Origin of the sequence: Sphingomonas faeni, assembly GCF_040407565.1 — a bacterium.
Classification (GTDB): Bacteria; Pseudomonadota; Alphaproteobacteria; order Sphingomonadales; family Sphingomonadaceae; genus Sphingomonas; species Sphingomonas faeni_F.
In genome coordinates this window covers 175347-199459 of sequence record NZ_JAPZPR010000007.1, presented here as the reverse complement: position 1 = coordinate 199459, position 24113 = coordinate 175347, and the positions used below count along the sequence as shown (strand labels likewise).

General features: G+C 66.6%; 21 protein-coding genes, 1 tRNA gene and 1 pseudogene. 11 read left to right on the top strand and 12 right to left on the bottom strand.

Annotation, left to right across the window (positions count from 1 at the left end; genetic code table 11):
• Positions 1-4: 4 nt before the first annotated feature.
• The 4 genes from O6Y00_RS15755 to O6Y00_RS15740 form a co-directional block, all read right to left on the bottom strand.
• Positions 5-1384, bottom strand: a complete 1380-nt coding sequence (locus O6Y00_RS15755; RefSeq protein ID WP_353443536.1) for a dihydrolipoamide acetyltransferase family protein — start codon at positions 1382-1384, stop codon at positions 5-7.
• Positions 1384-2391 carry an alpha-ketoacid dehydrogenase subunit beta gene (locus tag O6Y00_RS15750; RefSeq protein WP_056053047.1) on the bottom strand — a complete coding sequence of 336 codons (1008 nt, stop codon included), beginning with the start codon at positions 2389-2391 and terminating at the stop codon, positions 1384-1386. The genes O6Y00_RS15755 and O6Y00_RS15750 overlap by 1 nt, the downstream gene beginning before the upstream one ends.
• 56 nt (positions 2392-2447) lie before the next feature.
• The gene (locus tag O6Y00_RS15745; protein WP_056490339.1) at positions 2448-3737 is read right to left on the bottom strand and encodes a thiamine pyrophosphate-dependent enzyme; all 1290 of its coding nucleotides are present in this window, start codon (positions 3735-3737) and stop codon (positions 2448-2450) included.
• 139 nt (positions 3738-3876) lie between these two features.
• Positions 3877-4896 carry a fumarylacetoacetate hydrolase family protein gene (locus O6Y00_RS15740; protein ID WP_353443535.1) on the bottom strand — a complete coding sequence of 340 codons (1020 nt, stop codon included), beginning with the start codon at positions 4894-4896 and terminating at the stop codon, positions 3877-3879.
• 163 nt (positions 4897-5059) lie between these two features.
• Between O6Y00_RS15740 and O6Y00_RS15735 the strand changes: the two genes are divergently transcribed.
• The 4 genes from O6Y00_RS15735 to O6Y00_RS15720 all read left to right on the top strand — a co-directional run bounded on the left by O6Y00_RS15735 (position 5060) and on the right by O6Y00_RS15720 (position 8228).
• Positions 5060-5302, top strand: a complete 243-nt coding sequence (locus O6Y00_RS15735; RefSeq protein WP_353443534.1) for a DUF6894 family protein — start codon at positions 5060-5062, stop codon at positions 5300-5302.
• Between the two features lie 268 nt (positions 5303-5570).
• Positions 5571-6245 (top strand): Crp/Fnr family transcriptional regulator, encoded by a 675-nt coding sequence (locus tag O6Y00_RS15730; protein WP_353443533.1) that lies wholly within the window; start codon positions 5571-5573, stop codon positions 6243-6245.
• Positions 6246-6470: 225 nt separating this feature from the next.
• A complete protein-coding gene (locus tag O6Y00_RS15725) occupies positions 6471-7904 on the top strand; it encodes a DEAD/DEAH box helicase (RefSeq protein WP_353443532.1) in 1434 nt (477 codons plus the stop codon).
• A 57-nt stretch (positions 7905-7961) separates the two neighbouring features.
• Entirely contained in the window at positions 7962-8228 is a 267-nt protein-coding gene (locus O6Y00_RS15720) for a hypothetical protein (RefSeq protein ID WP_132896051.1), read from the top strand.
• A 75-nt stretch (positions 8229-8303) separates the two neighbouring features.
• Here O6Y00_RS15720 and O6Y00_RS15715 read toward each other — a convergent pair whose 3' ends face one another.
• From O6Y00_RS15715 to O6Y00_RS15695, 5 genes and pseudogenes are all read right to left on the bottom strand, one after another.
• Entirely contained in the window at positions 8304-8978 is a 675-nt protein-coding gene (locus O6Y00_RS15715; protein WP_353443531.1) for a nitroreductase, read from the bottom strand.
• Positions 8979-9090: 112 nt separating this feature from the next.
• Complete coding sequence (gene hslU / locus O6Y00_RS15710) at positions 9091-10404, bottom strand: ATP-dependent protease ATPase subunit HslU (protein WP_353443530.1); 1314 nt, start codon at positions 10402-10404, stop codon at positions 9091-9093.
• A gap of 121 nt (positions 10405-10525) precedes the next feature.
• Positions 10526-11068: an ATP-dependent protease subunit HslV gene (hslV, locus tag O6Y00_RS15705; RefSeq protein ID WP_107954625.1), complete on the bottom strand. Its 543-nt coding sequence runs from the start codon at positions 11066-11068 to the stop codon at positions 10526-10528.
• 203 nt (positions 11069-11271) lie between these two features.
• A pseudogene (locus tag O6Y00_RS15700) lies at positions 11272-11505 on the bottom strand (3TM-type holin); the annotation flags it as partial.
• An 88-nt stretch (positions 11506-11593) separates the two neighbouring features.
• Positions 11594-12130: a glycoside hydrolase family 108 protein gene (locus tag O6Y00_RS15695; RefSeq protein ID WP_353443528.1), complete on the bottom strand. Its 537-nt coding sequence runs from the start codon at positions 12128-12130 to the stop codon at positions 11594-11596.
• Between the two features lie 492 nt (positions 12131-12622).
• Between O6Y00_RS15695 and O6Y00_RS15690 the strand changes: the two genes are divergently transcribed.
• The gene (locus O6Y00_RS15690; protein ID WP_353443527.1) at positions 12623-14905 is read left to right on the top strand and encodes an NADP-dependent malic enzyme; all 2283 of its coding nucleotides are present in this window, start codon (positions 12623-12625) and stop codon (positions 14903-14905) included.
• A 220-nt stretch (positions 14906-15125) separates the two neighbouring features.
• Here O6Y00_RS15690 and O6Y00_RS15685 read toward each other — a convergent pair.
• Positions 15126-15202 (bottom strand) — tRNA-Pro (locus O6Y00_RS15685).
• Between the two features lie 236 nt (positions 15203-15438).
• Here O6Y00_RS15685 and yajC point away from each other — a divergent pair.
• Genes yajC through O6Y00_RS15665 form a run of 4 tightly spaced genes read left to right on the top strand, consistent with a single transcriptional unit; the run spans position 15439 to position 18749 of the window.
• Entirely contained in the window at positions 15439-15783 is a 345-nt protein-coding gene (gene yajC, locus O6Y00_RS15680; RefSeq protein WP_056066746.1) for a preprotein translocase subunit YajC, read from the top strand.
• On the top strand, positions 15783-17387 hold the full coding sequence (gene secD / locus O6Y00_RS15675) for a protein translocase subunit SecD (RefSeq protein ID WP_107954621.1): 1605 nt from the start codon (positions 15783-15785) through the stop codon (positions 17385-17387). Before yajC ends, secD begins: the two co-directional genes overlap by 1 nt.
• Positions 17388-17401: 14 nt before the next feature.
• The gene (gene secF / locus O6Y00_RS15670; RefSeq protein WP_056489900.1) at positions 17402-18367 is read left to right on the top strand and encodes a protein translocase subunit SecF; all 966 of its coding nucleotides are present in this window, start codon (positions 17402-17404) and stop codon (positions 18365-18367) included.
• A gap of 7 nt (positions 18368-18374) precedes the next feature.
• Entirely contained in the window at positions 18375-18749 is a 375-nt protein-coding gene (locus tag O6Y00_RS15665; protein ID WP_353443526.1) for an Mth938-like domain-containing protein, read from the top strand.
• A 139-nt stretch (positions 18750-18888) separates the two neighbouring features.
• Here the strand turns inward: O6Y00_RS15665 and O6Y00_RS15660 are convergent, their stop codons facing one another.
• Together O6Y00_RS15660 and O6Y00_RS15655 are read right to left on the bottom strand one after the other, a co-directional pair.
• Positions 18889-20058 carry a glycosyltransferase gene (locus O6Y00_RS15660; RefSeq protein WP_353443525.1) on the bottom strand — a complete coding sequence of 390 codons (1170 nt, stop codon included), beginning with the start codon at positions 20056-20058 and terminating at the stop codon, positions 18889-18891.
• A gap of 311 nt (positions 20059-20369) precedes the next feature.
• Complete coding sequence (locus tag O6Y00_RS15655) at positions 20370-21194, bottom strand: class I mannose-6-phosphate isomerase (protein ID WP_353443524.1); 825 nt, start codon at positions 21192-21194, stop codon at positions 20370-20372.
• Between the two features lie 136 nt (positions 21195-21330).
• On the opposite strand from O6Y00_RS15655, the gene O6Y00_RS15650 reads away from it, so the two are divergent.
• Both O6Y00_RS15650 and recN read left to right on the top strand, forming a co-directional pair.
• Positions 21331-22275, top strand: a complete 945-nt coding sequence (locus tag O6Y00_RS15650) for an outer membrane protein assembly factor BamD (protein ID WP_353443523.1) — start codon at positions 21331-21333, stop codon at positions 22273-22275.
• Positions 22276-22365: 90 nt separating this feature from the next.
• Positions 22366-24030 carry a DNA repair protein RecN gene (gene recN / locus O6Y00_RS15645; protein WP_353443522.1) on the top strand — a complete coding sequence of 555 codons (1665 nt, stop codon included), beginning with the start codon at positions 22366-22368 and terminating at the stop codon, positions 24028-24030.
• Positions 24031-24113 lie beyond the last annotated feature (83 nt).

Sequence of the window (24113 nt, the reverse complement as noted above, 5' to 3'; positions counted from 1 at the left end):
TCGCTCAGTCGGCGAAGAGCAGGACGGGGGTTTCGAGGTACTTCTTGAGACCCTGGACGAAGCTTGCCGCGTCCCAGCCGTCGACGACGCGGTGGTCGCAGCTGATCGACAGGTTCATCAGTTTCGCACGGACGACCTCGTCGCCCCCTCTTCCATCAGAACGGAAGACCGGGCGTTCGACGATCTTGTTGGGGCCGATGATCGCGACTTCGGGGCGGTTGATGACGGGGGTCGTGGCGATGCCGCCGAGCGGGCCGAGCGAGGTTACCGTGATCGTGCCGCCGCCCATTTCGTTGGGGGCGAGCTTGCCGGCGCGGGCGGCTTCGGCGAGGCGCGTGATCTCGGTCGCGAGTTGCCAGACGTTGCGGTCCTGCGCGTCGCGGATCACGGGGACGGTGAGCCCGGCGTCGGTCTGCGCGGCCATGCCGAGGTGGATGGCGCCGTGGCGCGTGACCACGCCGGCCTCATCGTCGTAGCGCGCGTTAAGCATCGGGAAGTCGGGGATCGTCTTGCAGATCGCGACGATCATCAGCGGCAGCATCGTCAGCTTGGGGCGGCCGCCGCGGTTGGCGTTGAGGTCGGCGCGCATCGCTTCGAGGGCGGTGACGTCGATCTCGTCGACATAGGTGAAGTGCGGGATGGCGCGCTTCGATGCGGCCATGTTCTCGGCGATGCGGCGGCGCATACCGATGACCTTGATGGGCTGGTCTTCGCGGGCGCGTGATGGGTGCGGGGGGTGGTAGCCTTCGCCCGAGCCGTAGCGGAGATAGGCGTCGAGGTCGGCGTGGCGGACTCGGTCTGAGTCGGTCTTTACCGAGGCGAGGTCGATGCCGAGGTCGCGCGCGCGGGCGCGGACTGCGGGGGATGCGAGCGCGTGGGACTTTTGCTCCGCCTCAGCCGCAGGAACGGCTTGCGCCTTCTGCTCCCTCTCCCCGGCAGGGAGAGGGCCGGGGTGAGGGGTTGGGGCAGTTGCCGGCGTTTCCGCCTGGGGCTGCCCCTCACCCCGACCCTCTCCCCGGAGGGGAGAGGGAGGTGTCTCGACCACTTCTTCGACGCCCGGGTTCTCGGCTTCGTATTGTTCGGCTGTTTCCGCCTGCGCCAACGTAAGCGGCGCGGCAACGACTTCGTCCGCGGCATCCACCGCGTCCGTTTCGATCACCACCAGTGCGGCGCCGATCGAGACCTGGTCGCCGACTTCGCCCGCGAGTTCGACGACGACGCCGGTCACCGGCGACTCCATCTCGACGGTGGCCTTGTCGGTCATCATGTCGGCGATCGGCGAATCTTCCTCGACGCGGTCGCCGATGGCGACGTGCCACGCGACGATCTCGGCCTCGGAGATGCCTTCGCCGATGTCCGGCAGCTTGAAGGTGAAGCGGGCCATTATGCGTCCTTCATGATCTTTTTCAGGGCTTCGCCAATGCGGACCGGCCCCGGGAAATACGCCCATTCGAGGCTGTGCGGGTACGGCGTGTCGAACCCGGTCACGCGCTCGATCGGCGCCTCGAGATGGTAGAAACAGCGTTCCTGGACGATCGCCGACAGCTCCGCGCCGAACCCGCTGGTGCGAGTCGCCTCGTGGACGATCATGCAGCGGCCGGTCTTCTTCACCGACGCCTCGATCGTCTCGATGTCGAGCGGCACGAGCGTGCGCAGGTCGACGATCTCGGCGTCGATCCCGGCCTCGGCGACGACGGCTGCGCAGACATGGACCATCGTGCCATAGGCCAGGATGGTGAGCGCCTCGCCCGCGCGGACGATCTTCGCCTTGCCGAGTTCGATCTTGTAATAGCCGGTCGGGACTTCGCCGGCCGGATGCTTCGACCAGTTCTGCGACGGGCGATCCCAATAGCCGTCGAACGGGCCGTTGTAGATGCGCTTGGGCTCGAAGAAGAGCGTCGGATCATTGTCCTCGATTGCGGCGATCAGCAGGCCCTTGGCGTCATACGGCGTCGAAGGGATCACCGTCTTGATGCCCGACATATGCGTGAAGAGCCCTTCCGGCGACTGGCTGTGCGTCTGGCCGCCGAAGATGCCGCCGCCGAACGGCGAGCGCACCGTGATCGGCGAGGTGAACTCGCCGGCGGAGCGGTACCGAAGTCGCGCGGCTTCGGAGACGAGCTGGTCGAGCGCGGGGTAGATATAGTCCGCGAACTGGATTTCGGGGACGGGACGCAGGCCGTACGCCCCCATCCCGACCGCGACGCCGATAATGCCGCATTCGGTGATCGGGGTGTCGAACACGCGGGTCTTGCCGTGCTTGGCCTGGAGCCCGGCGGTCGCGCGGAAGACGCCGCCGAAATAGCCGACATCCTCGCCCATGACGATCACGTCGGGGTCGCGCTCCATCATGATGTCCATGGCGGAGTTGATCGCCTGGATCATGTTCATGCGGGTGGTGGGCTCGGCGTCCGCTGCTCCGGACTCGGGTGCTTGCGTCATGTCGCTCATGCCTTGCGATCCCATGGACGGCCGCTGGCCGTTTCCTCGTCGAGCATCTGCTGGCGTTGCTCCTTCAGATGCCAGGGCAGTTCCTCGAACACGCCGTCGAACAGCGACTCGAGCGGCTGGTGCAGGCCGTGGCCGAGGATACCGTTCTTCTCGGCTTCCTTCTGCGCGGCCTTGACCTGCTCGGCGAGCTCCTTGTCCTGTGCCGCGTGGCGCTCCTCGTCCCATTCGCCGATCGCGATGAGGTGGTCCTTCAGGCGCTTGATCGGGTCGCCAAGCGGCCAGGCGTTGGGTTCGCCCTCGCTGCGATACTGGCCCGGATCGTCGGAGGTCGAATGACCTTCCGCGCGGTAGGTGAAGTGCTCGATCAGTGTCGGGCCCTGGTTGGTCCGCGCGCGCTCGGCGGCCCATTCGGTCGCGGCGTAGACTGCCAGCGCGTCGTTGCCGTCGACGCGCAAGCCCGCGATGCCGTAGCCGACCGCGCGCGCCGCGAAGGTCGTCGCCTCGGCGCCGGCGAACCCGGAGAAGCTGGAAATCGCCCACTGGTTGTTGACGACGTTGAAGATCACCGGCGCGCGGTACACCGCGGCGAACGTGCACGCCGAGTGGAAGTCGCCCTCGGCAGTCGAGCCTTCACCGCACCAAGTCGCGGCGATCCGCGTGTCGCCCTTCGCGGCGGACGCCATCGCCCAGCCGACGGCTTGCGGATATTGCGTCGTGAGGTTGCCCGAGATCGAGAAGAACCCGGCTTCCTTGACCGAATACATGATCGGCAACTGCTTGCCGCCGAGCCGATCCGCGGTGTTCGAATAGATCTGGTTCATCATGTCGACGAGGCTCCAGCCCCGTGCGATCAACAGCCCCTGCTGGCGATACGAGGGAAAGCACATGTCCTCGTAATCGAGCGCATAGGCCGCCGCGACCGCGACCGCCTCCTCGCCGAGCGCCTTCATGTAGAAGCTGGTCTTGCCCTGCCGCTGCGCGCGGAACATGCGCTCGTCGAACGCGCGGAGCAGCGCCATGCTGCGCAGCATGCGGCGCATCACGTCGGGCGAAAGCTTCGGATCCCAAGGCCCGACCGCATTGCCGTCGTCGTCGAGCACGCGGACCAGCGTATAGGCGAGATCGATGAAGTCGGACGCCTTGTCCGCGGTGTCGGGGCGGCGCGCTTCGCCGGCGGGCGGCACGTCGACTTCGGCGAAGTCCACCGCGTCGCCGGGGCGGAACTTCGGCTCGGGGATATGCAGCGTAAGTGGCTGCAAATTGGCGCGCGGATGCTCGCTTGCCATCGTCATTCCATCTCCATGAGGCCGCTGTGACCGCGGAACACTCTTACCGAGGCTTGTTATTAAATTTCAACGCAGATTGCGAGGGGGAGTTGCGCATTCACGATGTGCCGCGCGGATTTTTTCTCCCCCTCCGCAGAATTCAGCCGCCGACGGTCTGCTCGATCACGCCGAAGATCGGATGGCGCTTGTCGTCTTCCGCCCAGATGCGGACGACGTCGCCCTGCTTGAGGAACGGCGTGACGGGCTTGCCGCCCTGAATCGTCTCGATCGTCCGCACTTCGGCGAGGCAGGAATAGCCGACGCCGCCCTCGGCTACCGACTTGCCGGGGCCGCCATCGGGGCCGCGGTTCGAGACGGTGCCGGAGCCGACGATCGTTCCCGCGCCGAGCTTTCGGGTCTTCGCAGCGTGCGCGACCAGCGTGCCGAAATCGAACGTCATGTCCTCGCCGGCCTCGGCGCGACCGAGCGGCTGGCCGTTGAGGTCGACCATCAGTTTCCGGTGCAGCTTGCCGTCCTTCCACCAGTCGCCGAGCGAGTCGGGGGTGACGAAGACCGGCGAGAACGCGCTGGCCGGCTTCGACTGGAAGAAGCCGAAGCCCTTGCCGAGTTCGCCGGGGATCAGGTTGCGCAAGCTCACGTCGTTGGTGAGTCCGACCAGCAGGATCGCGGCCAACGCCTCCTCGCGACTCGCGCCGAGCGGGACGTCGCCGGTAACGACGACGACCTCGGCCTCCATGTCGCAACCCCAGGCTTCGTCGCCGAGCGGGATCGGATCGCGCGGACCAAGGAACCCATCCGAGCCGCCCTGATACATCAGCGGATCGTGCCAGAAACTGTCGGGCATCTCGGCCGCGCGCGCCTGTCGCACGAGCGCAACATGATTCACGTACGCCGAGCCGTCGGCCCATTGATACGCGCGCGGCAGTGGCGACTCGGCGTCATGTTCGTGGAAGCGACGCATCGGAATCATCTCGTGCTCGAGATCGGTCGAAAGGTTCTTGAGGTCGATGGACAGCCGGTCCCAATCGTCGAGCGCGGCCTGCAGCGTCGGCGCGATGTGGCTGGCATCGGCGTACCAGGCGAGGTCGTTGGAGACGACGACGAGCGTGCCGTCTCGTCCGCGTTTGGTGTCGGGATTCTTCAGGCTGGCCAGTTTCATGGGGCGGATCCTCTGCGTGTTTTCCGAGTCCTACGCCTTTGCACCGACCCAAGTCGAGCGCCGAGGCCAGCGTCGCATGCGTCTGGCAAAACCTGATTTTAGTGAAAGCGGCGGCTCCGGCATCGCAGTAGGGTGCTCAGGCACGTCGTCGAGGAAATCCAGCATGCCGAGATACTTCTTCGACATCGACAATCACCGGCATGATGTCGACGAGGTGGGCACGGACCTCGAGAGCGATGACGATGCGCGAGTCCAGGCGGTGATCTTCGCCGGCGACTATCTCCGCGATCATCCCGACATCGTATGGGACGGCAGTCGGTTCGCCGTCGTGGTTCGGGATGAAGCCGACACCGTCCTGTTGAGCGTGCTGGTGACTGCGACCGACCCGGCCGACGACGGATCCTGACCGCGCCGCCAAACCGATCCCGGCAACGTCGTGACGGGCAATCGCGGCGTCGCCTGCGACGGTCCTGGAACGTCGGCTTCCGGGTTGGCTCGATAACATGGGTTTTGTCGGAGAGCTCAATCCTGGGATAAGGTCGCCTCTTTCACGACGCGCTATCCCGACAATGGTGACAGCGAGGGAAATGCTCCTGCCCTGGATGCGGAGCGTACACGTGGATATCTCCATCGTGACTGATCAATTGATTCGAAAACTTGCGTCGCGAGTGACGATGAGTGCTGCCGATCGCGCACTCGTCGCGGCCCTGCCGTTCAAGGTGCGGACGATCGAGCCGTCGACCTACATGCTCCGCGAAGGCCAGCATCCCACCCGGTGCGCGTTCATCATCGAGGGCCTGGCCTATCGCCAGAAGCTCACGCCTGACGGCGAGCGGGAGATCGTGTCGATCATCATGCCGGGCGAATTCGCCGATCTGCAGAACCTGTTCCTCGAGGAATCGGATCACGACATCCAGGCGCTGACCCGGCTGACGCTGGCCGATATCCCGATCTCCGCGCTGCGCGAGCTGGTCACGTCCTGCCGCGCGGCCGGCGAAGCGTTGTGGATCGATGCGCTGATCGAATCGTCGATCCACCGCGAATGGCTGCTCAATATCGGCCGGCGCAATGCCCGCTCCCGCCTGGCGCATCTGCTGTGCGAGTTCTCGGTACGGTTCAGGACGTCCGCGGGCGCCGACATGGCGTATGAACTACCGATGACGCAGGAACAGCTCGGCGACGCGCTCGGGCTGACCCCGGTGCACGTCAACCGCGTGCTGAAGTCGCTCGAAACCGATGGGCTGATCGCGCGCAAGAAGCGCCAGGTCAGCGTGATCGACTGGCCCCGGCTGCGCGATGCGGCGGAGTTCAACGAGCGATATCTGCACCTCGCCCAGAACCGAAGCTGATCCCGCCAAGGGTACCCGACGGCACCGCAGGTTGACTTTTCGACGATGATACGCCAGATGGCGCTCATCGAGGCGTAATGCAGCGTGATTGGACCTTTACGGTCTTAGCTCCGCCTCGGTCGTTTCCAACGGGCTTCCCTTTTCACGCGGGGTGTCAAAACACCACCGCCCCTCGCGCGTCCTTGTGTGGATTCGCGAGCCCGGCATCTATTTGAGAGACTATTCATGTCATTTGCAAACCTCGGCCTTGCCGAGCCGCTCGTCCGTGCGCTCGAAGCCAAGGGCTATACCGAGCCGACGCCGATCCAGGCCCAGTCGATCCCGATCCTGCTCGAAGGCGGCGATCTGCTCGGCATCGCGCAGACCGGCACCGGCAAGACCGCGGCGTTCGTGCTGCCGTCGATCCAGCGCCTGACCGAAACCCAGAAGCGCGTCCTGCCGACGCATTGCCGCATGCTGGTGCTCGCGCCGACGCGCGAACTCGCCAGCCAGATCGCCGACAGCGCGCGCGCCTACGGCCAGTTCAGCAAGATGTCGGTGACCACCGTGTTCGGCGGCACCAGCATCAACAAGAACCGCCAGGACCTGAGCCGCGGCGTCGACATCCTCGTCGCCACGCCGGGCCGCCTGATCGACCTGATCGAGCAGGGCTTCTGCAACCTGTCGATGATCGAGATCCTCGTGCTCGACGAAGCCGACCAGATGATGGACCTGGGCTTCATCCACGCGCTGAAGAAGATCGTCCGCATGCTGCCGAAGAAGCGCCAGACTTTGTTCTTCTCGGCGACGATGCCGTTCGCGATCCGCGAGCTGGCCAGCCAGTTCCTGCTCGACCCTAAGACCGTGTCGGTGAAGCCCGCCGCGACGACCGCCGAGCGTGTCGACCAGTATGTCACCTTCTGCAACCAGTCGGAAAAGCAGGCGCTGCTGACGATCACGCTGGCCGATCCGGCGATCGACCGCGCGCTCGTGTTCACGCGCACCAAGCATGGCGCCGACCGCGTCGTGAAGCTGCTCGCGGGCAACGGCATCGCCTCGAACGCGATCCACGGCAACAAGAGCCAGGGCCAGCGCGAGCGGGCTCTCGGCGAGTTCAAGCAGGGCAAGGTCAAGGTCCTGATCGCGACCGACATCGCCGCGCGCGGCATCGACGTCTCGGGCGTTTCGCACGTCATCAACTTCGAGCTGCCCAACGTCGCCGAGCAGTATGTCCACCGCATCGGCCGCACCGCGCGTGCGGGCGCCAGCGGCATCGCCGTCGCGTTCTGCGCGGATGACGAGAAGGCCTACCTGCGCGACATCGAGCGGATCACCCGCCAGAAGGTCCAGGTCCGGTCGCTGCCGGACGATTTCGTCAACCTGTCGAACCAGATCAAGCAGACGCGCGTGAAGACGATGGGGGCGGATCCCGAGGTCCGGATCGATCGTCCGCGCGATCCGGCACGGCCGCGCGCGACGCATTCGCCGAGGGCGACCGGTACGACCGGTCGCAACTATGCGGGTGCCAGCCGTGGCGGCCAGGGTGGCGGCGGTCAGGGCGGCGGCGGCGGTCGTCCCCAGGGCGGTGGTCGTCCCGGCGGCCAGGGCGGCGGTGGCCGTCCGGCCGGCGGCGGTGGTCGTGGTCCGAGCCGCGGCGCGGGTCCGAGCTCGGCACGCTAAGGAGCATTCGTTCGCCTCGCGGGTATGGTGTAGACCGGTCCCGCGAGGAGAATGCTCATGGACGTTTCCACTACACCTGTTGCCGAACGCGTCGCACGCGTGCTGGCGGGACAGCGGATCAGCGCGAATGCCGGCGGCGATGCCGAGTCGGCGTCGCGGTTGATCGACGCGGCGTGGGCGGATTATCTGCCCGATGCGCTGGCAGTGCTGAAGACCCTGCGCGAGCCGGACAAGGCGATGGCCGCGGCGGGCGATCCTGCGGTCTGGGAAGCGATGATCCTTGCGGGGATCAAGGGTGCCAAGCCGGTGACGGTGGTCCTCTAGTTCCGTCATCCTGACGAAAGTCAGGATCCAGGGTAACTAAGGGCGGTCTCCTGTGGCCCTAGATCCTGACTTTCGTCAGGATGACGGTTTGATCGTCACCAGCCATTCCGCTTCGTCTGCGCGCTCGGTGCGCAGGGCGTTGGCCGGGGCAGTCTTGTCCTCATAGCCGATCGCCATGCCGCAGAAGAGCATGCGGTCTTCGGGCATATCCAAGACCCTCCCGACCGTTTCCGGATACATCGCCCAGCATTCCTGCGGGCAGGTGGCCAGGCCGGCGTCGACCGCGAGCAGCATCAGATTTTGCAGGTACATGCCAAGGTCCGACCATTGCGGCGGGCCCATCCGCCTGTCGACCGTGCAGAAATACGCGGCGGGTGCACCGAAGAATTCGAAATTGCGGGCGAACCATTTTTGCCGCGCGGGCTTGTCATCGCGAGGGATGCCCAGGTGCGCGTACATCGCTTCGCCGACGGCGTAGCGGCGGTCTCGGTAGGGGGCGGTGAGGTCTTTCGGGTAGATGTCGTAGGCTGGGGTTTCGGTGGCGCCGGCAGCGATCTTTTCGGCCATCGTCGCCTTGAGGCGGGCGAGGGGTTCGCCTTGGACGATGGCGATGTGCCAAGGTTGGAGGTTTCCGCCGGTTGCTGCTCGGGACGCTTTTATCGCGAGGTTGCGGAGGAGTGCGGGATCGACCGGGGTGCCTAGGAACCCGCGTACGGAGCGGCGAGCGTCTATCGCTTCGGTCACGTCCATGGTTTCTCCTCTCCAATTCTGTTCTCCTGCGAACGCAGGAGTCCAGGGTTACGAGCGTTTCGCCACGTTACCCTGGATTCCTGCGTTCGCAGGAAAACGGTAGGCTTGCCACTTACAGCACGAAGCGGCTCAGGTCGGTGTTGCGGGCGATTTCCTTCAACTGGCTGTCGACGTAGGCGCCGTCGATGACGAGGTTCGAGCCGCCGCGGTCCTCGGTGTTGTAGCTTACCTCCTCGAGCAGCTTTTCCATCACCGTCTGCAAGCGCCGTGCGCCGATATTCTCGATCTCGGAGTTCACCTCTGCGGCGATGCGCGCGATCGCGGCAATGCCGTCTTCGGTGAACTCGATGCCGACGCCTTCGGTCGCGATCAGTGCCTTGTATTGCAACGGCAGCGACGCCTTGGTGTCCGACAGGATCGCGACGAAATCGGCTTCGGTGAGGCCCTTCAACTCGACGCGGATCGGCAGGCGGCCCTGCAATTCGGGGAGCAGGTCGCTCGGCTTGGCGACGTGGAACGCGCCCGACGCAATGAAGAGGATGTGGTCGGTCTTCATCGGGCCGTATTTCGTCGCGACGGTGGTGCCCTCGATCAGCGGGAGCAGGTCGCGCTGGACGCCTTCACGGCTGATCGAGCCGCCGCGGCCATCCGCCACTGCGATCTTGTCGATTTCGTCGAGGAAGACGATGCCGTTGGCTTCCGCATCGGCCAGCGCCGCGCGGCTGACCTCGTCCTGGTCGAGGCGCTTGTCGGCCTCTTCCTCGACGAGCTTGTCCCATGCCGCGTGGACCGTCAGTTTCCGCCGCTTGAGCTGCTGGCCGCCGCCGAACGACTTCATCATCTCGCCGAGATTGATCATCTGCGGGGCGCCGCCGGGGATGTCGAACGGCATGGCGGGCGCCTGCTCGATCTCGATCTCGACTTCGGCGTTGTTGAGATGGCCGTCGAGGAAGCGCTGCTTGAAGCTCTCGCGCGTCGCTTCACTCGCGTTCTTGCCGGTGAGCGCGTCGAGCAGGCGACCCATCGCCGCCTCTTCGGCCTTGTCCTTGACGGCGACGCGGCGGCGTTCCTTTTCGAGGCGAATGGCTTCCTCGACGAGGTCGCGGGCGATCTGTTCGACATCGCGGCCGACATAGCCGACCTCGGTGAACTTGGTCGCCTCGACCTTCACGAACGGCGCGTCGGCGAGCTTCGCGAGGCGGCGGCTGATCTCGGTCTTGCCGCAGCCGGTCGGTCCGATCATCAGGATGTTCTTGGGCGTGACCTCGTCGCGGAGGTCTTCGCTGAGTTGCTGGCGGCGCCAGCGATTGCGCATCGCGACCGCGACCGCGCGTTTCGCGGCGGCCTGGCCGATGATGTGGGCGTCGAGCGCGGCGACGATTTGTTTAGGCGTCAGGGCGGCCTTGGGAGTGAGCTGGTCGTTCATTTTGTTACCTTCTCCCCTCCCGCTTGCGGGAGGGGTCGGGGGAGGGCGTGGCCGCAGCGGAAGGCGTGGGTGGGGTGTATTTCACCCCCTCCCCTGACCCCTCCCGCAAGCGGGAGGGGGATTAGCTAGTCGAGTCCATCGTTTCGACCGTGAGGCGGTCGTTGGTGTAGACGCAGAGCTCGGACGCTATGCCCATTGCCTTGCGGCACAGGACTTCGGCGTCGGTCTCGTATTCGACCAGTGCTCGGGCGGCGGCGAGCGCGTAGTTGCCGCCGGAGCCGATCGCGGCGACGCCGTTCTCGGGTTCGAGGACGTCGCCGTTGCCGGTGAGGATCAGCGTCACGTCCTTGTCGGCGACGATCATCATCGCTTCGAGGTTGCGGAGGAACTTGTCCGTGCGCCAGTCCTTGGCGAGCTCGACCGCGGCGCGCAGCAGCTGGCCCTGATGCGCCTCGAGCTTGCGTTCGAGGCGCTCGAACAAGGTGAAGGCGTCGGCGGTCGCGCCGGCGAATCCGCCGATGACGCTGCCGTCACCGAGGCGGCGGACCTTGCGGGCGTTGGGTTTCATGACGGTCTGGCCCATCGAGACCTGGCCGTCGCCGATCACGACGACCTTGCCGCCGCGGCGGACCGAGAGAATCGTGGTGCCGTGCCATGTCGGCATGGCGTGGGGGTCGTTGCTCATAGGCGCGATGTAGGGTTTGGTTTTGGGGGTGCAACGCCTCTGCCGCCTCCCATCCCCCTCTCCCATCATCCGTCATCCCCGCGCAGGCGGGGATCCAGACCCTCGGACCTCACCCGTTCATCACTCAGGTTTGCCAGTATGGGTTCCCGCCTCCGCGGGAATGACGAAGGAGGCTCGGGTGGTTACCGCCCCTTCCCCCATTCCCGCGCCACCGTGTAGCCGAGATAGCCGGTGCCGAAGAGCGCGTAGAGCGGTTCGGGGATGGCGTTGAGATACGCCGCCATGCCGGCCGCGATCGCTTGCGCCATCTGCGGGCGGACGGCGGCGATCAGGCCTGCGGGGATCGCGCCGAGCAGCAATGTGTACATCACGTAGAGGAAAGTCGGGCGGGCTCGGGTAATCCAGGGGTCTGGTGCTGGATCAAGGGGTTGCGGGGTCATTGGCGGTCTCCGGGAATCTGGAAGTGCACAAAGTTCACACGCTGGGAGCGTTCTCGCAGGGGGCTTAGACGCGGTTCGCGAGCCAGCCGTAGAGGAAGGCTTCGTTGGCGGGACGGGTCTCGGCTAGAGCTACGTAGCGTTCGCCCTGGAGCGCCTCGATCGCTTTCAGGAGCACGGTTTCGCCTGCGGGTTTGCGGCGGGCGAGGAAGGTGTCGAGCGCGGTTAGGGTCGCGGGGCCAATGCGGCCGTCCAGCAGCATGTCGGGATAGTCCGTTGCGCCTCGGTTGAGCGCGTTGAGGGCGCGTTGGAGTAAGGTGGCGGCGACTGCGGGGCCCATGTTGACGCCGGTGTCGAAGAGTTCTTCGGCGATTTTCGGGGCTCGCGTGGCGATCTGGTCAAAGGCGGGACGGGTCCAGTAGAGGCGGCGGTAGATGGTTTTCGCCTGGTCGCGGGGGAAATTGCGCATGTCTCCGGGGTAGCCGTTGCTGCGGGCTACGCTTTCCGTGATGCCGTATCTGGTGGGGCTGCCTCGGTCTGCCGGGTGGTTGGAGTAGCCGCCTTCGCGGTCGATGACGGCGTCGATGAGGTGGTCGATGGTCATGGCTGGCTCCCGGTTTTATTGAAGGCGAGCGAACCATATTGGTTCGTTGTAGGACAGGGGAATTGTTGATCCCTAATCCTCCCCGCAAGGGGGAGGTGGCTGGCGCTTGCCAGACGGAGGGGGAGGACACGCAACGCAGGTGACCGCTTGCCTCCCCCTCCGTCACCTTCGGTGCCACCTCCCCCTTGCGGGGGAGGATTGCTGGGTTGCGCACCACCCCGGCGGAGGCCGGGGTCCAATTGGGGGACGGTGCTGACGGAGGATCGCGCTTCGTTACCTCCGACGTTCCAATTGGGCCCCAGCCTTCGCCGGGGTGGTGCTGTGGTGTGGGGTACCGGGTCGCAGTCGCCCTCCCCCCCCAAACCGACGCTACGTCCGCGCGGGGTTGGCGGATTGGTGCCCCTAAGGCTATGCGCTCCCTTGAACATTCGCCGCGGGCTCTGTCTGCGCGCTCAACCCGGTCGCCGCCGCGGCCGACAGGTTAGGAAGACCATGGAAGACGATTTCCGCAAAGCCGCGCTCGATTATCACCGCTATCCCAAGCCGGGTAAGCTCTCGGTCGAGGCGACCAAGCGGATGGCGACGCAGCGCGATCTCGCGCTCGCCTACTCGCCAGGCGTCGCTGCTGCGTGCGAGGAAATCGCCGCCGATCCCGACAAGGCTCGGGATTACACGGCTCGCGGAAATCTCGTTGCGGTCATCACCAACGGCACCGCGGTGCTCGGGCTCGGGGCGATCGGTGCGCTCGCGTCGAAGCCGGTGATGGAGGGCAAGGCGGTGCTCTTCAAGAAATTCGCGGGCATCGACTGTTTCGATATCGAGATCGACCAGCTCGATCCGCAGGCGTTCATCGAGGCGGTCCGCGTGCTCGAGCCGACGTTCGGCGGGATCAATCTCGAGGACATCAAGGCACCCGAGTGCTTCGAGATCGAGACGAAGCTGCGCGAGCTGATGAACATCCCGGTGTTCCATGACGACCAGCACGGCACCGCGATCGTCTGTGCCGCCGCGGTCCGCAACGTGCTCGAACTGCGCGGCAAGCGGCTCGACCAGATGAAGCTGGTGACGTCGGGCGCAGGCGCGGCGGCGCTCGCGACGGTGGATTTGCTCGTGTCGATGGGGCTCAACCCCGAGAACGTGACGCTGACCGATATCAAGGGCGTCGTCCATGCCGGGCGTGACGAGAACATGCCGCCGAACATGGCGCGCTATGCACGGACGACCAACGCGAGGACCTTGCCGGACGTGCTGGAGGGGGCGGACATCTTCCTCGGCCTGTCGGCGCCGCGCGTGCTGAAGCAGGAATGGCTGCACCTGCTCGCGCCCGATCCGCTGATCCTCGCTCTGGCGAATCCGGAGCCCGAGATCCAGCCGGCGCTGGTCCATGCGACCCGGCCCGATGCGATCATCGCCACGGGGCGCTCGGATTTTCCGAACCAGGTCAACAACGTGCTGTGCTTCCCGTTCATCTTCCGCGGCGCGCTCGACGTCGGCGCGACCGAGATCAACGAGGCGATGAAAGTCGCGGCGGTCGATGCGATCGCAGCGCTCGCGCGCGCGACCGCGTCGGACGTGGTCGTGTCGGCCTATGGCGGCGCGACGCCGGTGTTCGGACCGACCTACATCATCCCCAAGCCGTTCGATCCGCGGCTTATCCTGCATGTTGCGCCCGCGGTGGCGAAGGCAGCGATGGAGTCGGGCGTGGCAACGCGGCCGATCGAGGATTTCGACGCGTATCTGCGCGACCTCGAAGTGTTCGTGTACCGCTCGGGTCAGTTGATGCGGCCGATCTTCGCGCGCGCCAAGCAGGCGGGGCGCTCGATCGCGTATGGCGAGGGCGAGGACGACCGCACGCTGCGCGCGGTGCAGACGGTGATCGACGAGGGCCTCGGCCGTCCGGTGCTGATCGGGCGACGCGAGGTGATCGGCCAGCGGATCGAGGCGAGCGGCCTGCGCATGACGATCGGCAGCGATGTCGAGGTGCTCGATCCGGCCACCGATCGCGACGTGTTCGAGCCGCTGCTGGCCAGCTACAGCGCGCTGGTCGGCCGCCGGGGCACGCCGCCCGACAGCGCCGAGCGGGCGCTGCGGACCCGCCCCAGCGTGGCGGCGGCGATGCTGCTGCGCGAGGGGCGTGTCGATGCAGCCTTGTGTGGCGGGATCGGCGACTGGTGGACGCAGATGACCTACGTCATGCCGCTGATCCCGCGGATGCCGGGCGTGTCGCGGCTGTATGCGATGTCGGCGGTGATCCTGCGGACCGGCAGCCTGTTCTTCTGCGACACGCACGTGACCGTCGATCCGACCGCCGAGCAGATCGCCGAGATGACGCTGCTCGCAGCCGAGGCTGTGCGCGCGTTCGCGATCGAGCCGAAGGCGGCGTTGCTGTCGCATTCGAGCTTCGGTGCGTCGCGGTCGCCGTCTGCGCAGAAGATGCGCGCGGGGCATGCGCTACTCAAGGATATCGCGCCCGAGTTCGAGTTCGACGGCGAGATGCACGGCGATGCGGCGCTGTCGGAAGCGCTGCGGCGGCGACTGGTGAACGACAGTCCGCTGACCGGGTCGGCGAACCTGCTGGTCATGCCGAACATCGACGCGGCCAACATCGCGGTGTCGCTGCTGTCGGCATCGACCGAGTCGGCGCCGCTCGGGCCGATGCTGCTGGGTCTCGCCAAGCCGCTGCAGATGCTGGTGCCGAGCGTGACCGCGCGCGGGATCGTCAATCTGAGCGCGATCGCGGTAGGCCACGCGGCCACGGTGAGCGAGACGGCGTAAACCTTCTCCTTCTGCCCCCTCCCTGGCAGGGAGGGGTTGGGGGTGGGTCGGCTTCCGCACATACGAACCGGTGGGACTCGAACCGGCCTACCCACCCCCACCCCCAGCCCCTCCCCTTCAGGGAGGGGAGCGCGTTGCGCGGCGGGGTGAGCGTAGCACGCAAGTGAGCAGCGTCGCCGCTACCTGAGCAGCGCCGCGTCTCTTCATCGCTATAAGAAAATGGTCGGAGCGACAGGATTCGAACCTGCGACCCCCACACCCCCAGTGTGGTGCGCTACCAGGCTGCGCTACGCTCCGACCGAACGGGCCGCAGAGCGACCCGAGGGGGGCGCACTACGCGGGCTCGCGGCGGGATGCAAGCGCGAACACCGGCTCTTCGCCCGCGAGGTTCGTGACGCCGCCGGTCGCCCGTGCGCCCCGTCCCATCCTGTGGCGATCGGTTGCACGGGACCCCAAGCGATGATAGCGGGCGGACCAATGCGACCGGCCGCGCGGCGCGCGAACCGAGCCACCCTTCACAGATACGGAACTCCATGTTCATCTCACCAGCATACGCCCAGGCCGCAGACGGCGCCGCCACGACGGCGGGAGGCGGGATCGCCTCGTTCCTGAGCCTCGCGCCGCTCTTCCTCGTGTTCGTCGTGTTCTATTTCCTGATGATCCGTCCGCAGCAAAAGCGGATGAAGGCGCTGCAGGCGTCGGTCGCCGCGGTAAAGAAGAACGACAGCGTCGTCACCTCGGGCGGGATCCTGGGCAAGGTGACCAAGGTCGAGGATAACGTCGTCGAGGTCGAGATCGCGCCGAATGTCCGCGTGCGCGTCGTCAAGGCGACGCTGACCGACATCACCAGCCCGAACACGAAGCCGGCGAACGACTGATGCTCGACTTCCCGCGCTGGAAAATCGGGTCGATCATCGGGTTGCTGGCGGCATTGTGCCTGCTGGCGATCCCGAGCTTCCTCCCCGAGAGCACCACGAGCCAATGGGGGCGGATTCCGCATCCGCACATCAACCTCGGGCTCGATCTCGCCGGCGGCAGTTACCTGCTGCTCGAGGCGGATACCGCCGACCTCGCCGCGACGCGGATCGAGGCGATGCGCGACAGCGTCGCGGGGACGATGCGCAACGGAACGCCGCGGATCGAGATCGGCGACATTTCGACGCGGGGTGGGCAGCTGACCTTCCTGCTGCGTGATCCGAGTCAGGTCGACGCGGCCCGCGAGCGCCTGCTGGCGATCACCGGCGGTGGCGCCGGGATGAGCGGCCAGCGCGAGTGGGACATCAACGTCGTCGACACGAGCCGGTTCGTGCTCAAGCCGACCCAGGCCGGCCTGACCCAGGCGGTCGACACCGCGATGAAGGACGCGACCGAAGTCGTCCGTCGTCGTATCGACGCGCTCGGCACCAAGGAGCCGACGATCGTTCGCCAGGGCGCGACGCGGATCGTGGTGCAAGTGCCGGGCCTGAAGAACCCGCAAGCGCTGAAGGAGCTGATCGGCAAGACGGCCAAGCTCGAGTTCAAGCTGGTCGACGAGACTGCGAACCCGGCCGATCTGGTCAAGGGGATCGCCCCGGTCGGCAGCCAGGTGCTGCCGTATCCGGGCAATCCGCGCGGCGTGCCGTTCATCGCGGTCAAGCGATCGGTGATCATCTCGGGCGACCAGCTCGCCGATGCGCGCCAGGAGTTCGAGCCGCAGACCAACGCGCCGCAGGTGGCGATCACGTTCGACGCGGTCGGTGGCCGACGCTTCGCCAAGGTGACGACCGAGAACACCAACAAGCCGTTCGCGATCATCCTCGACAATTCGGTGATCTCTGCGCCGAACATCAACGAGCCGATCCTCGGCGGTCGTGCGTCGATCTCGGGCAACTTCACCGTCGAGTCGGCCAACGCGCTGGCGATCTCGCTGCGGTCGGGCAAGCTGCCGGTCAATTTGAAGACGATCGCGGAGAGCACCGTCAGCCCCGATCTCGGCAAGGATTCGATCCGCGCCGGCGTGCTCGCGTCGATCGTCGCCGCGCTGCTCGTGATCGTGTTCATGTTCGTCACCTACGGCCGGTTCGGGCTGTATGCGAACCTCGCGGTGGTCATCAACATCCTGGTCATCGTCGCAGTCATGGCGATGCTGAACGCGACGCTGACGTTGCCCGGTATCGCCGGGTTCGTGCTGACGATCGGTACCGCGGTGGATGCCAACGTGCTGATCAACGAGCGTATTCGCGAGGAGCGGCGACGCGGGCGTAGCGTCGTCCAGTCGGTCGAGCTCGGCTACAAGGAAGCATCGCGGACGATCTTCGAGGCCAACGTGACGCACGCCATCACGGGCGTGATCATGCTGCTGCTCGGCTCGGGTCCGGTGAAAGGCTTCGCGGTCGTGCTGCTGATCGGGATCTGCACGTCGGTATTCACCGCCGTCACGTTCACGCGGATGATGGTCGCGCTGTGGCTGCGGAAGAACCGCCCCACCACGATCAATATTTGAGGCGGGAGATAACCATGCGCCTGCTGAAACTCGTTCCCGACAACACGAACCTCAAGTTCGTCTCGCTCCGTAAATGGGCGTTCGGGCTGACCCTGCTACTGTCCCTGCTCGCGGTCGGGCTGGTCGTGACGAAGGGCCTCAACATGGGCGTCGACTTCGTCGGCGGCGTCCTGATCGAGGAAAAGTTCGCGACCCCGCCATCGATCGACGCGGTCCGCACCGAAGTCGACCGGCTCGGCGTCGGCGAAGCCTCGATCCAGTCGTTCAGCGACCCCAAGACGCTGTCGATCCGCCTGCCCGTGCCCGCCGGCGACGAAGGCGCGACCAACCGCCTCGTCAAGAAAGTGTCGGACGACCTCGCCGTGAAGTTCCCCGGGGCGACCTTCTCGAAGTACGACACGATCTCGGGCAAGGTCTCGGACGAGCTGATCAGCAAGGGTCTGCTCGCGGTCGGCCTCGCGATCCTCGGCATCGCGCTGTTCGCGGTGGTGCGATTCGAGTGGCAGTTCGGCGTGTCGACCGTCGTCGCGATCGTCCACGATCTGTTGATGACGCTCGGCTTCTTCGCGCTGACGCAGTTCGAGTTCGACCTGAACATCGTCGCGGCGGTGCTGACGATCATCTCATACTCGATCAACGACAAGATCGTGATCGACGACCGTATCCGCGAGAACATGCGCCGGTACCGGAAGATGGACATGCGCGAGATCATCGACCTGTCGGTGAACGAGACGCTGCCGCGTACCGTGATGACCTCGGTGACGATCCTGCTCGCGCTGGTCGCGATGCTGGTGCTGGGCGGCCACGTGCTGCGCGGGTTCACCGCCGCCATGATCCTGGGCATCGTGGTCGGGACGTATTCGTCGATCTACGTGTCGTCGTCGCTGCTGATCACGCTGGGGCTGCGGGCCGACCCTGCACCGCGAAAGGGCGGCGTGCAGGACGGCGCCGAGCGGGTTGGTCCGAAGGTCGAACGTTGATCACGACATGAGGATGGACCGCGAGAAGACCGATGGGCCGATGATCTCGGCAATCGGTCGGGCCGGGTTCAAGGTCGACGACGGCTATTATACCGCGTTGTCGATCAGTCCGGAACGCGCGGATGGCTGGGAGCCGCCGGCGTTCGAGGCGCTGAGCGAGGCGGACGTCGCAGCACTGCTGGCGCTTGATCCGGCGCCCGAATTCCTGCTCCTCGGGACGGGCAATGCGCTCCGCCAACCCCCACTCGCGTTTAAGCGCGCGGTCGAGGCGCGCGGGTTCGGGATCGAGGCGATGGACAGCCGCGCCGCCGCCCGTGCCTGGGCCGTGCTGCGCGGCGAGGGCCGCTGGATCGTCGCCGCGCTGTACCCGCTCGAAGGCTGATCCGAACTTCAATCCTCCCCCGCCAGGGGGAGGTGGCTGGCGCTTGCCAGACGGAGGGGGCGGTAAGCGACGTCAGGCGTTGCGTGTCCTCCCCCTCCGTCACCTACGGTGCCACCTCCCCCTTGCGGGGGAGGATCGCTCATCGATCCCCGACCAGCGCCGCGAGGTGCGCGTACAGCGTGGCGGTGTTCTTTTCCCAGGTGAAGCCGGCCGCCATCGCGCGCGTCGCGCTCTGCTGGGGCGGATCGGCCAGCACCGCGCCGATCGCAGCGGCGAACGCCAACGGATCGCCGATCGTCACCCGGCCCGCCTCCGGCGCGGTCACCACCTCATGCGCGCCGCCGGCATCGGTAATGACGATCGGCGTGCCGCACGCGAGCGACTCGACCCAGACATTGGCGAGGCCTTCGGACTCCGACGCGAGCGCGCTGACATCGGCCGCGGCGATCAGCGCCGGCAAGTCGGCATGAGGCAGTGCCCCCAGCAGGCGGACGCGGTCGCCCACGCCGAGCTGCACGATCAGTGCTTCGAGGGCAGCGCGCGCGGGGCCGTGGCCGGCGATCAGCAGCGTGACGCCGGGCAGCGCGGCGACCGCACGAATCACCACGTCGTGGCCCTTGCGGGGCAGCAGCCCGCCGATCGCGAGCACCAGCGGCCCGGTGACGCCGAGCCTGGCCTTGGCCGCGACCCGGTCGACCGGGCGGAAGCGGTCCTGGTCGACGCCGGTGTGGTGTACGCGGATACGGTCGCCGGGCATCCCCATCGCGATCATGTCGCGGCGCATCGCCGCGCTGACCGCGAGCAACCCGGCCGCGCCCTGCCCGGCCTCGCGAATCTGTGCTGCGGTGGCCGGCGCCCTGCCCCATTGATGAACGTCGGAGCCGCGCGCCTTGATCGACACGGGAACGTCATAGCGCCGCCCGAGCGCGACCGCGGCGGGGCCGTCAGGGAAGAAGAACGACGCATCGATCACGTCGAACGCGAACTCTTCGCGGATCGCATCGAGCACTGGCCCGAGCGCACGCACCAACGCACCGACGTGAAACCGCCCCTGCGTGACCGGGATCGCGGCAAAGCGCGGGCGGCGGACGTCGACGCCCTTCCACGTCTCGCGGTGCGGCACCGTCGCGAGCGTCGCATGATGGCGCAGGCGGCGCAGCAGTCCCGGCGGCACGCCGATCGGTGCGACCACCCTCAGGTCCACCTTGGGATGCGCGGCGAGACCTAGCGTCTGGCGTTCGACGAAGCCGCCGAAATTCGGCCGGGTCGAATCGGGGAACAGGGTGGAGAGAGTCAGGACGCGGAGCATAACGGCGGGGTATAGCGCGGCCGGGTTAACGGCGTGCGTTTGGCGCTCGATGGTTATGCGCCGCGTTATTGAGGAAGACACCACCCCGGCGGAGGCCGGGGCGCAATTGGAGAGGTGGCAATAACGGCCTGCCGACCTTCGTTAGCGACGCTCCCCAATTGGGCCCCGGCCATCGCCGGGGTGGTAGTCATGAGGAGTGTATGCCCTCGATTACAGTGTTTCCCCGCGAAGGCGGGGACGCAGACTGGGCTCCCGCCTTCGCGGGAGAACAAGGAAGTGTGGAACAACGAATGCGGCGGCGCGACCTTCGCTCAGATCCGCTTTGCGAGCGGATACGCGAACAACACGTCCGCATCCGCGCTGGTCGACACCGTCTCGCTCCCCGTCATCGTCGCGCACTCGCCGGCCTTGAACGCCACACCCCCGACATCGCCCGAGCCGGTGATCGGGATCACCCAGCCGGTCGTGCCTTCGGGCAGGTTGACGACATGCTCGCCGCCCTTCCAGCGCTCGAGCACGAACTTCGGCCCCTCGACCATGATCGTGCGGCCGGTCTCGACTTCGATCGGCGGCGCGACGGGGACGTACGGGGTCGGATCGGCGACCTCGATACCGTCCTTCAGGTGCAGTTCGCGGTCGCTGCCGTAGTCGTACAGACGATAGGTCGTCTCGGAATTCTGCTGGACCTCGATTACCGTCAGCCCGCCGCCGATCGCATGGATCGTGTCCGATGCGCAGTACATGAAGTCGCCTGGCTTGACCGGCTTCCAGTCGAGCTTGTCCTCGATCGTGCCGTCGACCGCCGACTGGCGGAGATCGTCCTTCGACATCGGCTGCTTGGTACCGACCGCGATCGTCGAGTCGGGCTCGGCGGCGAGGATCGTCCAGCACTCGTCCTTGCCGCGCGGCAGGCCGCGCGCGCGCGCCTGCTCGTCGTTCGGATGGACTTGCACCGACAGCTTCTCGCTGGTGAACAGGTATTTGATCAGCAGGTCCGGCGTGGTGTTACCGGGCTCCTGGAACCAGACTTCGCCGATCGGCGGCGAGCCGGGCGCGGGATCGTCGAAGCCGGGCCAAAGCGTGTCGCGACCCCAGGGCTTCTCGACGCGGTGGGTATGCAACAATGTGGCCGGCATGACAGGATCCTCGACTGGAATGGCGGTGCGCCAACGCATGACCCTTGCCGTGCGATCCGCCCTACGGAAAGCCCCTTGAGGGTGTTTGGCGAAAGGGATTGTTCGCGAAGCCCCGGTTACGCTAAGGACGACGCCAATGCGTATCCACCAGTCACGTGCCCTCGCGGTCACGCTCATCGCCGCGCTTGCGCTTCCCATGGCCGGTTGTGCGAGCGGTCGCGCCGCCAAGGACGACCTGCCCTATGTCGCGCGCGACGTGGGTACGCTGTACTCGACCGCCAAGGCGCGGCTCGATCAGGCGCGCTACAAGGAAGCAGCCCAGCTGTTCGACGAGGTCGAGCGCCAGCATCCCTATTCGATCTGGGCACGCCGCGCGCAGATCATGTCGGCGTTCAGCTACTATCTCGCCAAGGATTATACCGCGTCGATCAGCTCGGCGCAGCGCTTCCTCGCGGTCCATCCGGGCAACCGCGACGCGCCCTACGCCTATTATTTGATCGCGCTCGGCTATTACGAGCAGATCACCGACGTCACGCGCGACCAGAAGATCACGCGCCAGGCGCTCGATTCGCTTGGCGAACTGATGCGCCGCTACCCGAACACGCGCTATGCGTCGGACGCGCGGCTCAAGATCGATCTGGTCAACGACCACCTCGCCGGCAAGGAGATGGAGATCGGGCGGTTCTACGAGACGCGCGGCCAGTGGCTCGCGGCGAACGGCCGGTTCCGCACCGTGATCGACAAGTTCCAGCAGACCACGCACACGCCCGAGGCGCTGATGCGGCTGACCGAGACGTATCTCGCGCTCGGCGTGCCCGTTGAGGCCGAGAAGGCCGGCGCGGTGCTCGGGCGCAACTATCCCGGCACCGACTGGTATCAGCATGCGTACGACCTGCTGAAGAAGAACCAGGTCCCCGCGGTGCCGCCGATGAAGCCCGGCGAGCAGGTCGTGCCCGTGGGCACCAAGGGTACGCCGTCGGTCATGGTCGAGCTCGACGAGCCCGGCTCGACGCCGACGGGTCCAGTCGAGCGCGCGCCGGCCCCGCGGTCTGCCGGCCAGCCGTCCAACACCGGAAGCTGACGCGCACCCAAGGTCGACAGGGGCGCGGATAGCCGGGTTGGAACATAGGGGGATCGCATTGCGCGCCCGTTCGTCTATGGCGGACATCCTATGCTGACCGAACTTTCCATTCGCGACGTGGTGCTGATCGAAGCGCTGGATCTGGGATTCGGCGAAGGCCTAGGCGTGCTGACCGGCGAGACCGGTGCGGGCAAGTCGATCCTGCTCGATGCACTTGGCCTTGCGCTTGGCGGGCGGGGCGACAGCGGGCTGGTGCGGCACGGTGCTGCGCAGGCCGTGGTCACCGCGACGTTCGATGCCCCTACCCCCGAGTCGCCGCTCGCGCTGCTGTTCGACGAGAACGGGCTGGAGATCGAGCGCGGCGAACCGCTGATCGTGCGGCGGATCGTCAAGGCCGATGGCGGCAGTCGCGGGTTCGTCAACGACCAGCCGGCGTCGGCGGGGCTGCTGCGCGAGATGGCGCCGCATCTGGTCGAGATCCACGGACAGCATGACGAGCGCGGGTTGCTCAACGCGCGGGGCCATCGGGCGCTGCTCGATATCTTCGGGCGGACCGAGCCCGGGGCTACCGGCAAGGCGTATGCGGCGTTTCGCGCGGCCGAAGCAGAACTGGCGGCTGCTCGCGCGGATATCGAGACGGCGGCACGGGATCGCGAATGGCTCGAGCATACCGTCGCCGAACTGACCGCGCTGGCGCCTGTCGCGGGCGAGGAAGAGACATTGGCGGATACGCGCCGGTCGATGCAGCGCGCGGAAAAGATCGCCGACGATCTGGCGGCGATCGACGATTTCCTCGAGGGCAAGGACGGCGGGATGGCGAAGCTGCGCCAGGCCGCGCGCGTGCTCGAGCGGATCGCGGAAGATCATGTCGCGCTCGGCAATGCGCTGGCGGCGGTCGACCGCGCGGTGATCGAGGCGTCGGTCGCGGAAGAAAGCCTGCGCGATGCGCGGGCCGAGATGGCATACGACCCGCGGGCACTGGAAGACGACGAGGCGCGGTTGTTCGAGCTTCGCGCGATGGCGCGCAAGCACCGCGTGCAGCCGGACGACCTCGCGGCGCTGGCGGACGAGATGCGCGCGCGGCTGGAGCGGCTCGATGCGGGCGAAGGCGGGATCGCGAAGATCGAGGCACGCGTGGCGTCGGCTCGGAAGGCATTCGATGCGGCATCGGATGCGTTGACGAAACGACGACTGGCGGCGGCCAAGCGCCTCGACGTGGCGGTGGCGGGCGAGCTGGCACCGCTGAAGCTTGACGCCGCGCGGTTCCAGACCGTCGTCGCGCCGCTGGGTGAAGAAGGCTGGTCGGCGGCGGGCAAGGACCGCGTCGAGTTCGAGATCTCGACCAATCCGGGCGCACCGTTCGCTGCGCTCACCAAGATCGCATCGGGCGGCGAATTGTCGCGCTTCATCCTCGCGTTGAAGGTCGCGCTGGCGGAAGAAGGCGGCGCGTCGACGATGGTGTTCGACGAGATCGACCGCGGCGTCGGCGGCGCGGTGGCGAGCGCGATCGGCGAACGACTCGCGCGACTCGCACAGAGCACGCAGCTGCTGGTGGTGACGCACAGCCCCCAGGTTGCCGCGCGAGGGGCGAAGCATCTGCTGATCGCCAAGAGCAGCGATGGCACGGTCACGCGCACCGGCGTGCACGCCTTGTCCGAGGACGAGCGACGCGAGGAAATTGCACGGATGCTGTCTGGCGCGACGATTACCGACGAGGCACGGGCGCAGGCGGAGCGGCTGCTGGAAGCAGCCTGATTCGTACCTGAAGACTGGTCCGGCATGGATTGGCATCGCCTGCCCTTGCCGCAGAAACCACCATTGCGGTGGCGTCCCCTCTC

Coding starts and splice junctions, on each gene's coding strand:
- O6Y00_RS15725 (WP_353443532.1), top strand. CDS start 6,471: ATGTCATTTGCAAACCTCGGCCTTGCCGAGCCGCTCGTCCGTGCGCTC.
- hslU (WP_353443530.1), bottom strand. CDS start 10,404: ATGAACGACCAGCTCACTCCCAAGGCCGCCCTGACGCCTAAACAAATC.
- O6Y00_RS15755 (WP_353443536.1), bottom strand. CDS start 1,384: ATGGCCCGCTTCACCTTCAAGCTGCCGGACATCGGCGAAGGCATCTCC.
- O6Y00_RS15695 (WP_353443528.1), bottom strand. CDS start 12,130: ATGACCATCGACCACCTCATCGACGCCGTCATCGACCGCGAAGGCGGC.
- O6Y00_RS15720 (WP_132896051.1), top strand. CDS start 7,962: ATGGACGTTTCCACTACACCTGTTGCCGAACGCGTCGCACGCGTGCTG.
- secD (WP_107954621.1), top strand. CDS start 15,783: ATGCTCGACTTCCCGCGCTGGAAAATCGGGTCGATCATCGGGTTGCTG.
- recN (WP_353443522.1), top strand. CDS start 22,366: ATGCTGACCGAACTTTCCATTCGCGACGTGGTGCTGATCGAAGCGCTG.
- O6Y00_RS15735 (WP_353443534.1), top strand. CDS start 5,060: ATGCCGAGATACTTCTTCGACATCGACAATCACCGGCATGATGTCGAC.
- O6Y00_RS15650 (WP_353443523.1), top strand. CDS start 21,331: ATGCGTATCCACCAGTCACGTGCCCTCGCGGTCACGCTCATCGCCGCG.
- O6Y00_RS15745 (WP_056490339.1), bottom strand. CDS start 3,737: ATGGCAAGCGAGCATCCGCGCGCCAATTTGCAGCCACTTACGCTGCAT.
- O6Y00_RS15730 (WP_353443533.1), top strand. CDS start 5,571: ATGAGTGCTGCCGATCGCGCACTCGTCGCGGCCCTGCCGTTCAAGGTG.
- O6Y00_RS15750 (WP_056053047.1), bottom strand. CDS start 2,391: ATGAACATGATCCAGGCGATCAACTCCGCCATGGACATCATGATGGAG.
- yajC (WP_056066746.1), top strand. CDS start 15,439: ATGTTCATCTCACCAGCATACGCCCAGGCCGCAGACGGCGCCGCCACG.
- hslV (WP_107954625.1), bottom strand. CDS start 11,068: ATGCCGACATGGCACGGCACCACGATTCTCTCGGTCCGCCGCGGCGGC.
- O6Y00_RS15660 (WP_353443525.1), bottom strand. CDS start 20,058: ATGCTCCGCGTCCTGACTCTCTCCACCCTGTTCCCCGATTCGACCCGG.
- secF (WP_056489900.1), top strand. CDS start 17,402: ATGCGCCTGCTGAAACTCGTTCCCGACAACACGAACCTCAAGTTCGTC.
- O6Y00_RS15690 (WP_353443527.1), top strand. CDS start 12,623: ATGGAAGACGATTTCCGCAAAGCCGCGCTCGATTATCACCGCTATCCC.
- O6Y00_RS15740 (WP_353443535.1), bottom strand. CDS start 4,896: ATGAAACTGGCCAGCCTGAAGAATCCCGACACCAAACGCGGACGAGAC.
- O6Y00_RS15655 (WP_353443524.1), bottom strand. CDS start 21,194: ATGCCGGCCACATTGTTGCATACCCACCGCGTCGAGAAGCCCTGGGGT.
- O6Y00_RS15665 (WP_353443526.1), top strand. CDS start 18,375: ATGAGGATGGACCGCGAGAAGACCGATGGGCCGATGATCTCGGCAATC.
- O6Y00_RS15715 (WP_353443531.1), bottom strand. CDS start 8,978: ATGGACGTGACCGAAGCGATAGACGCTCGCCGCTCCGTACGCGGGTTC.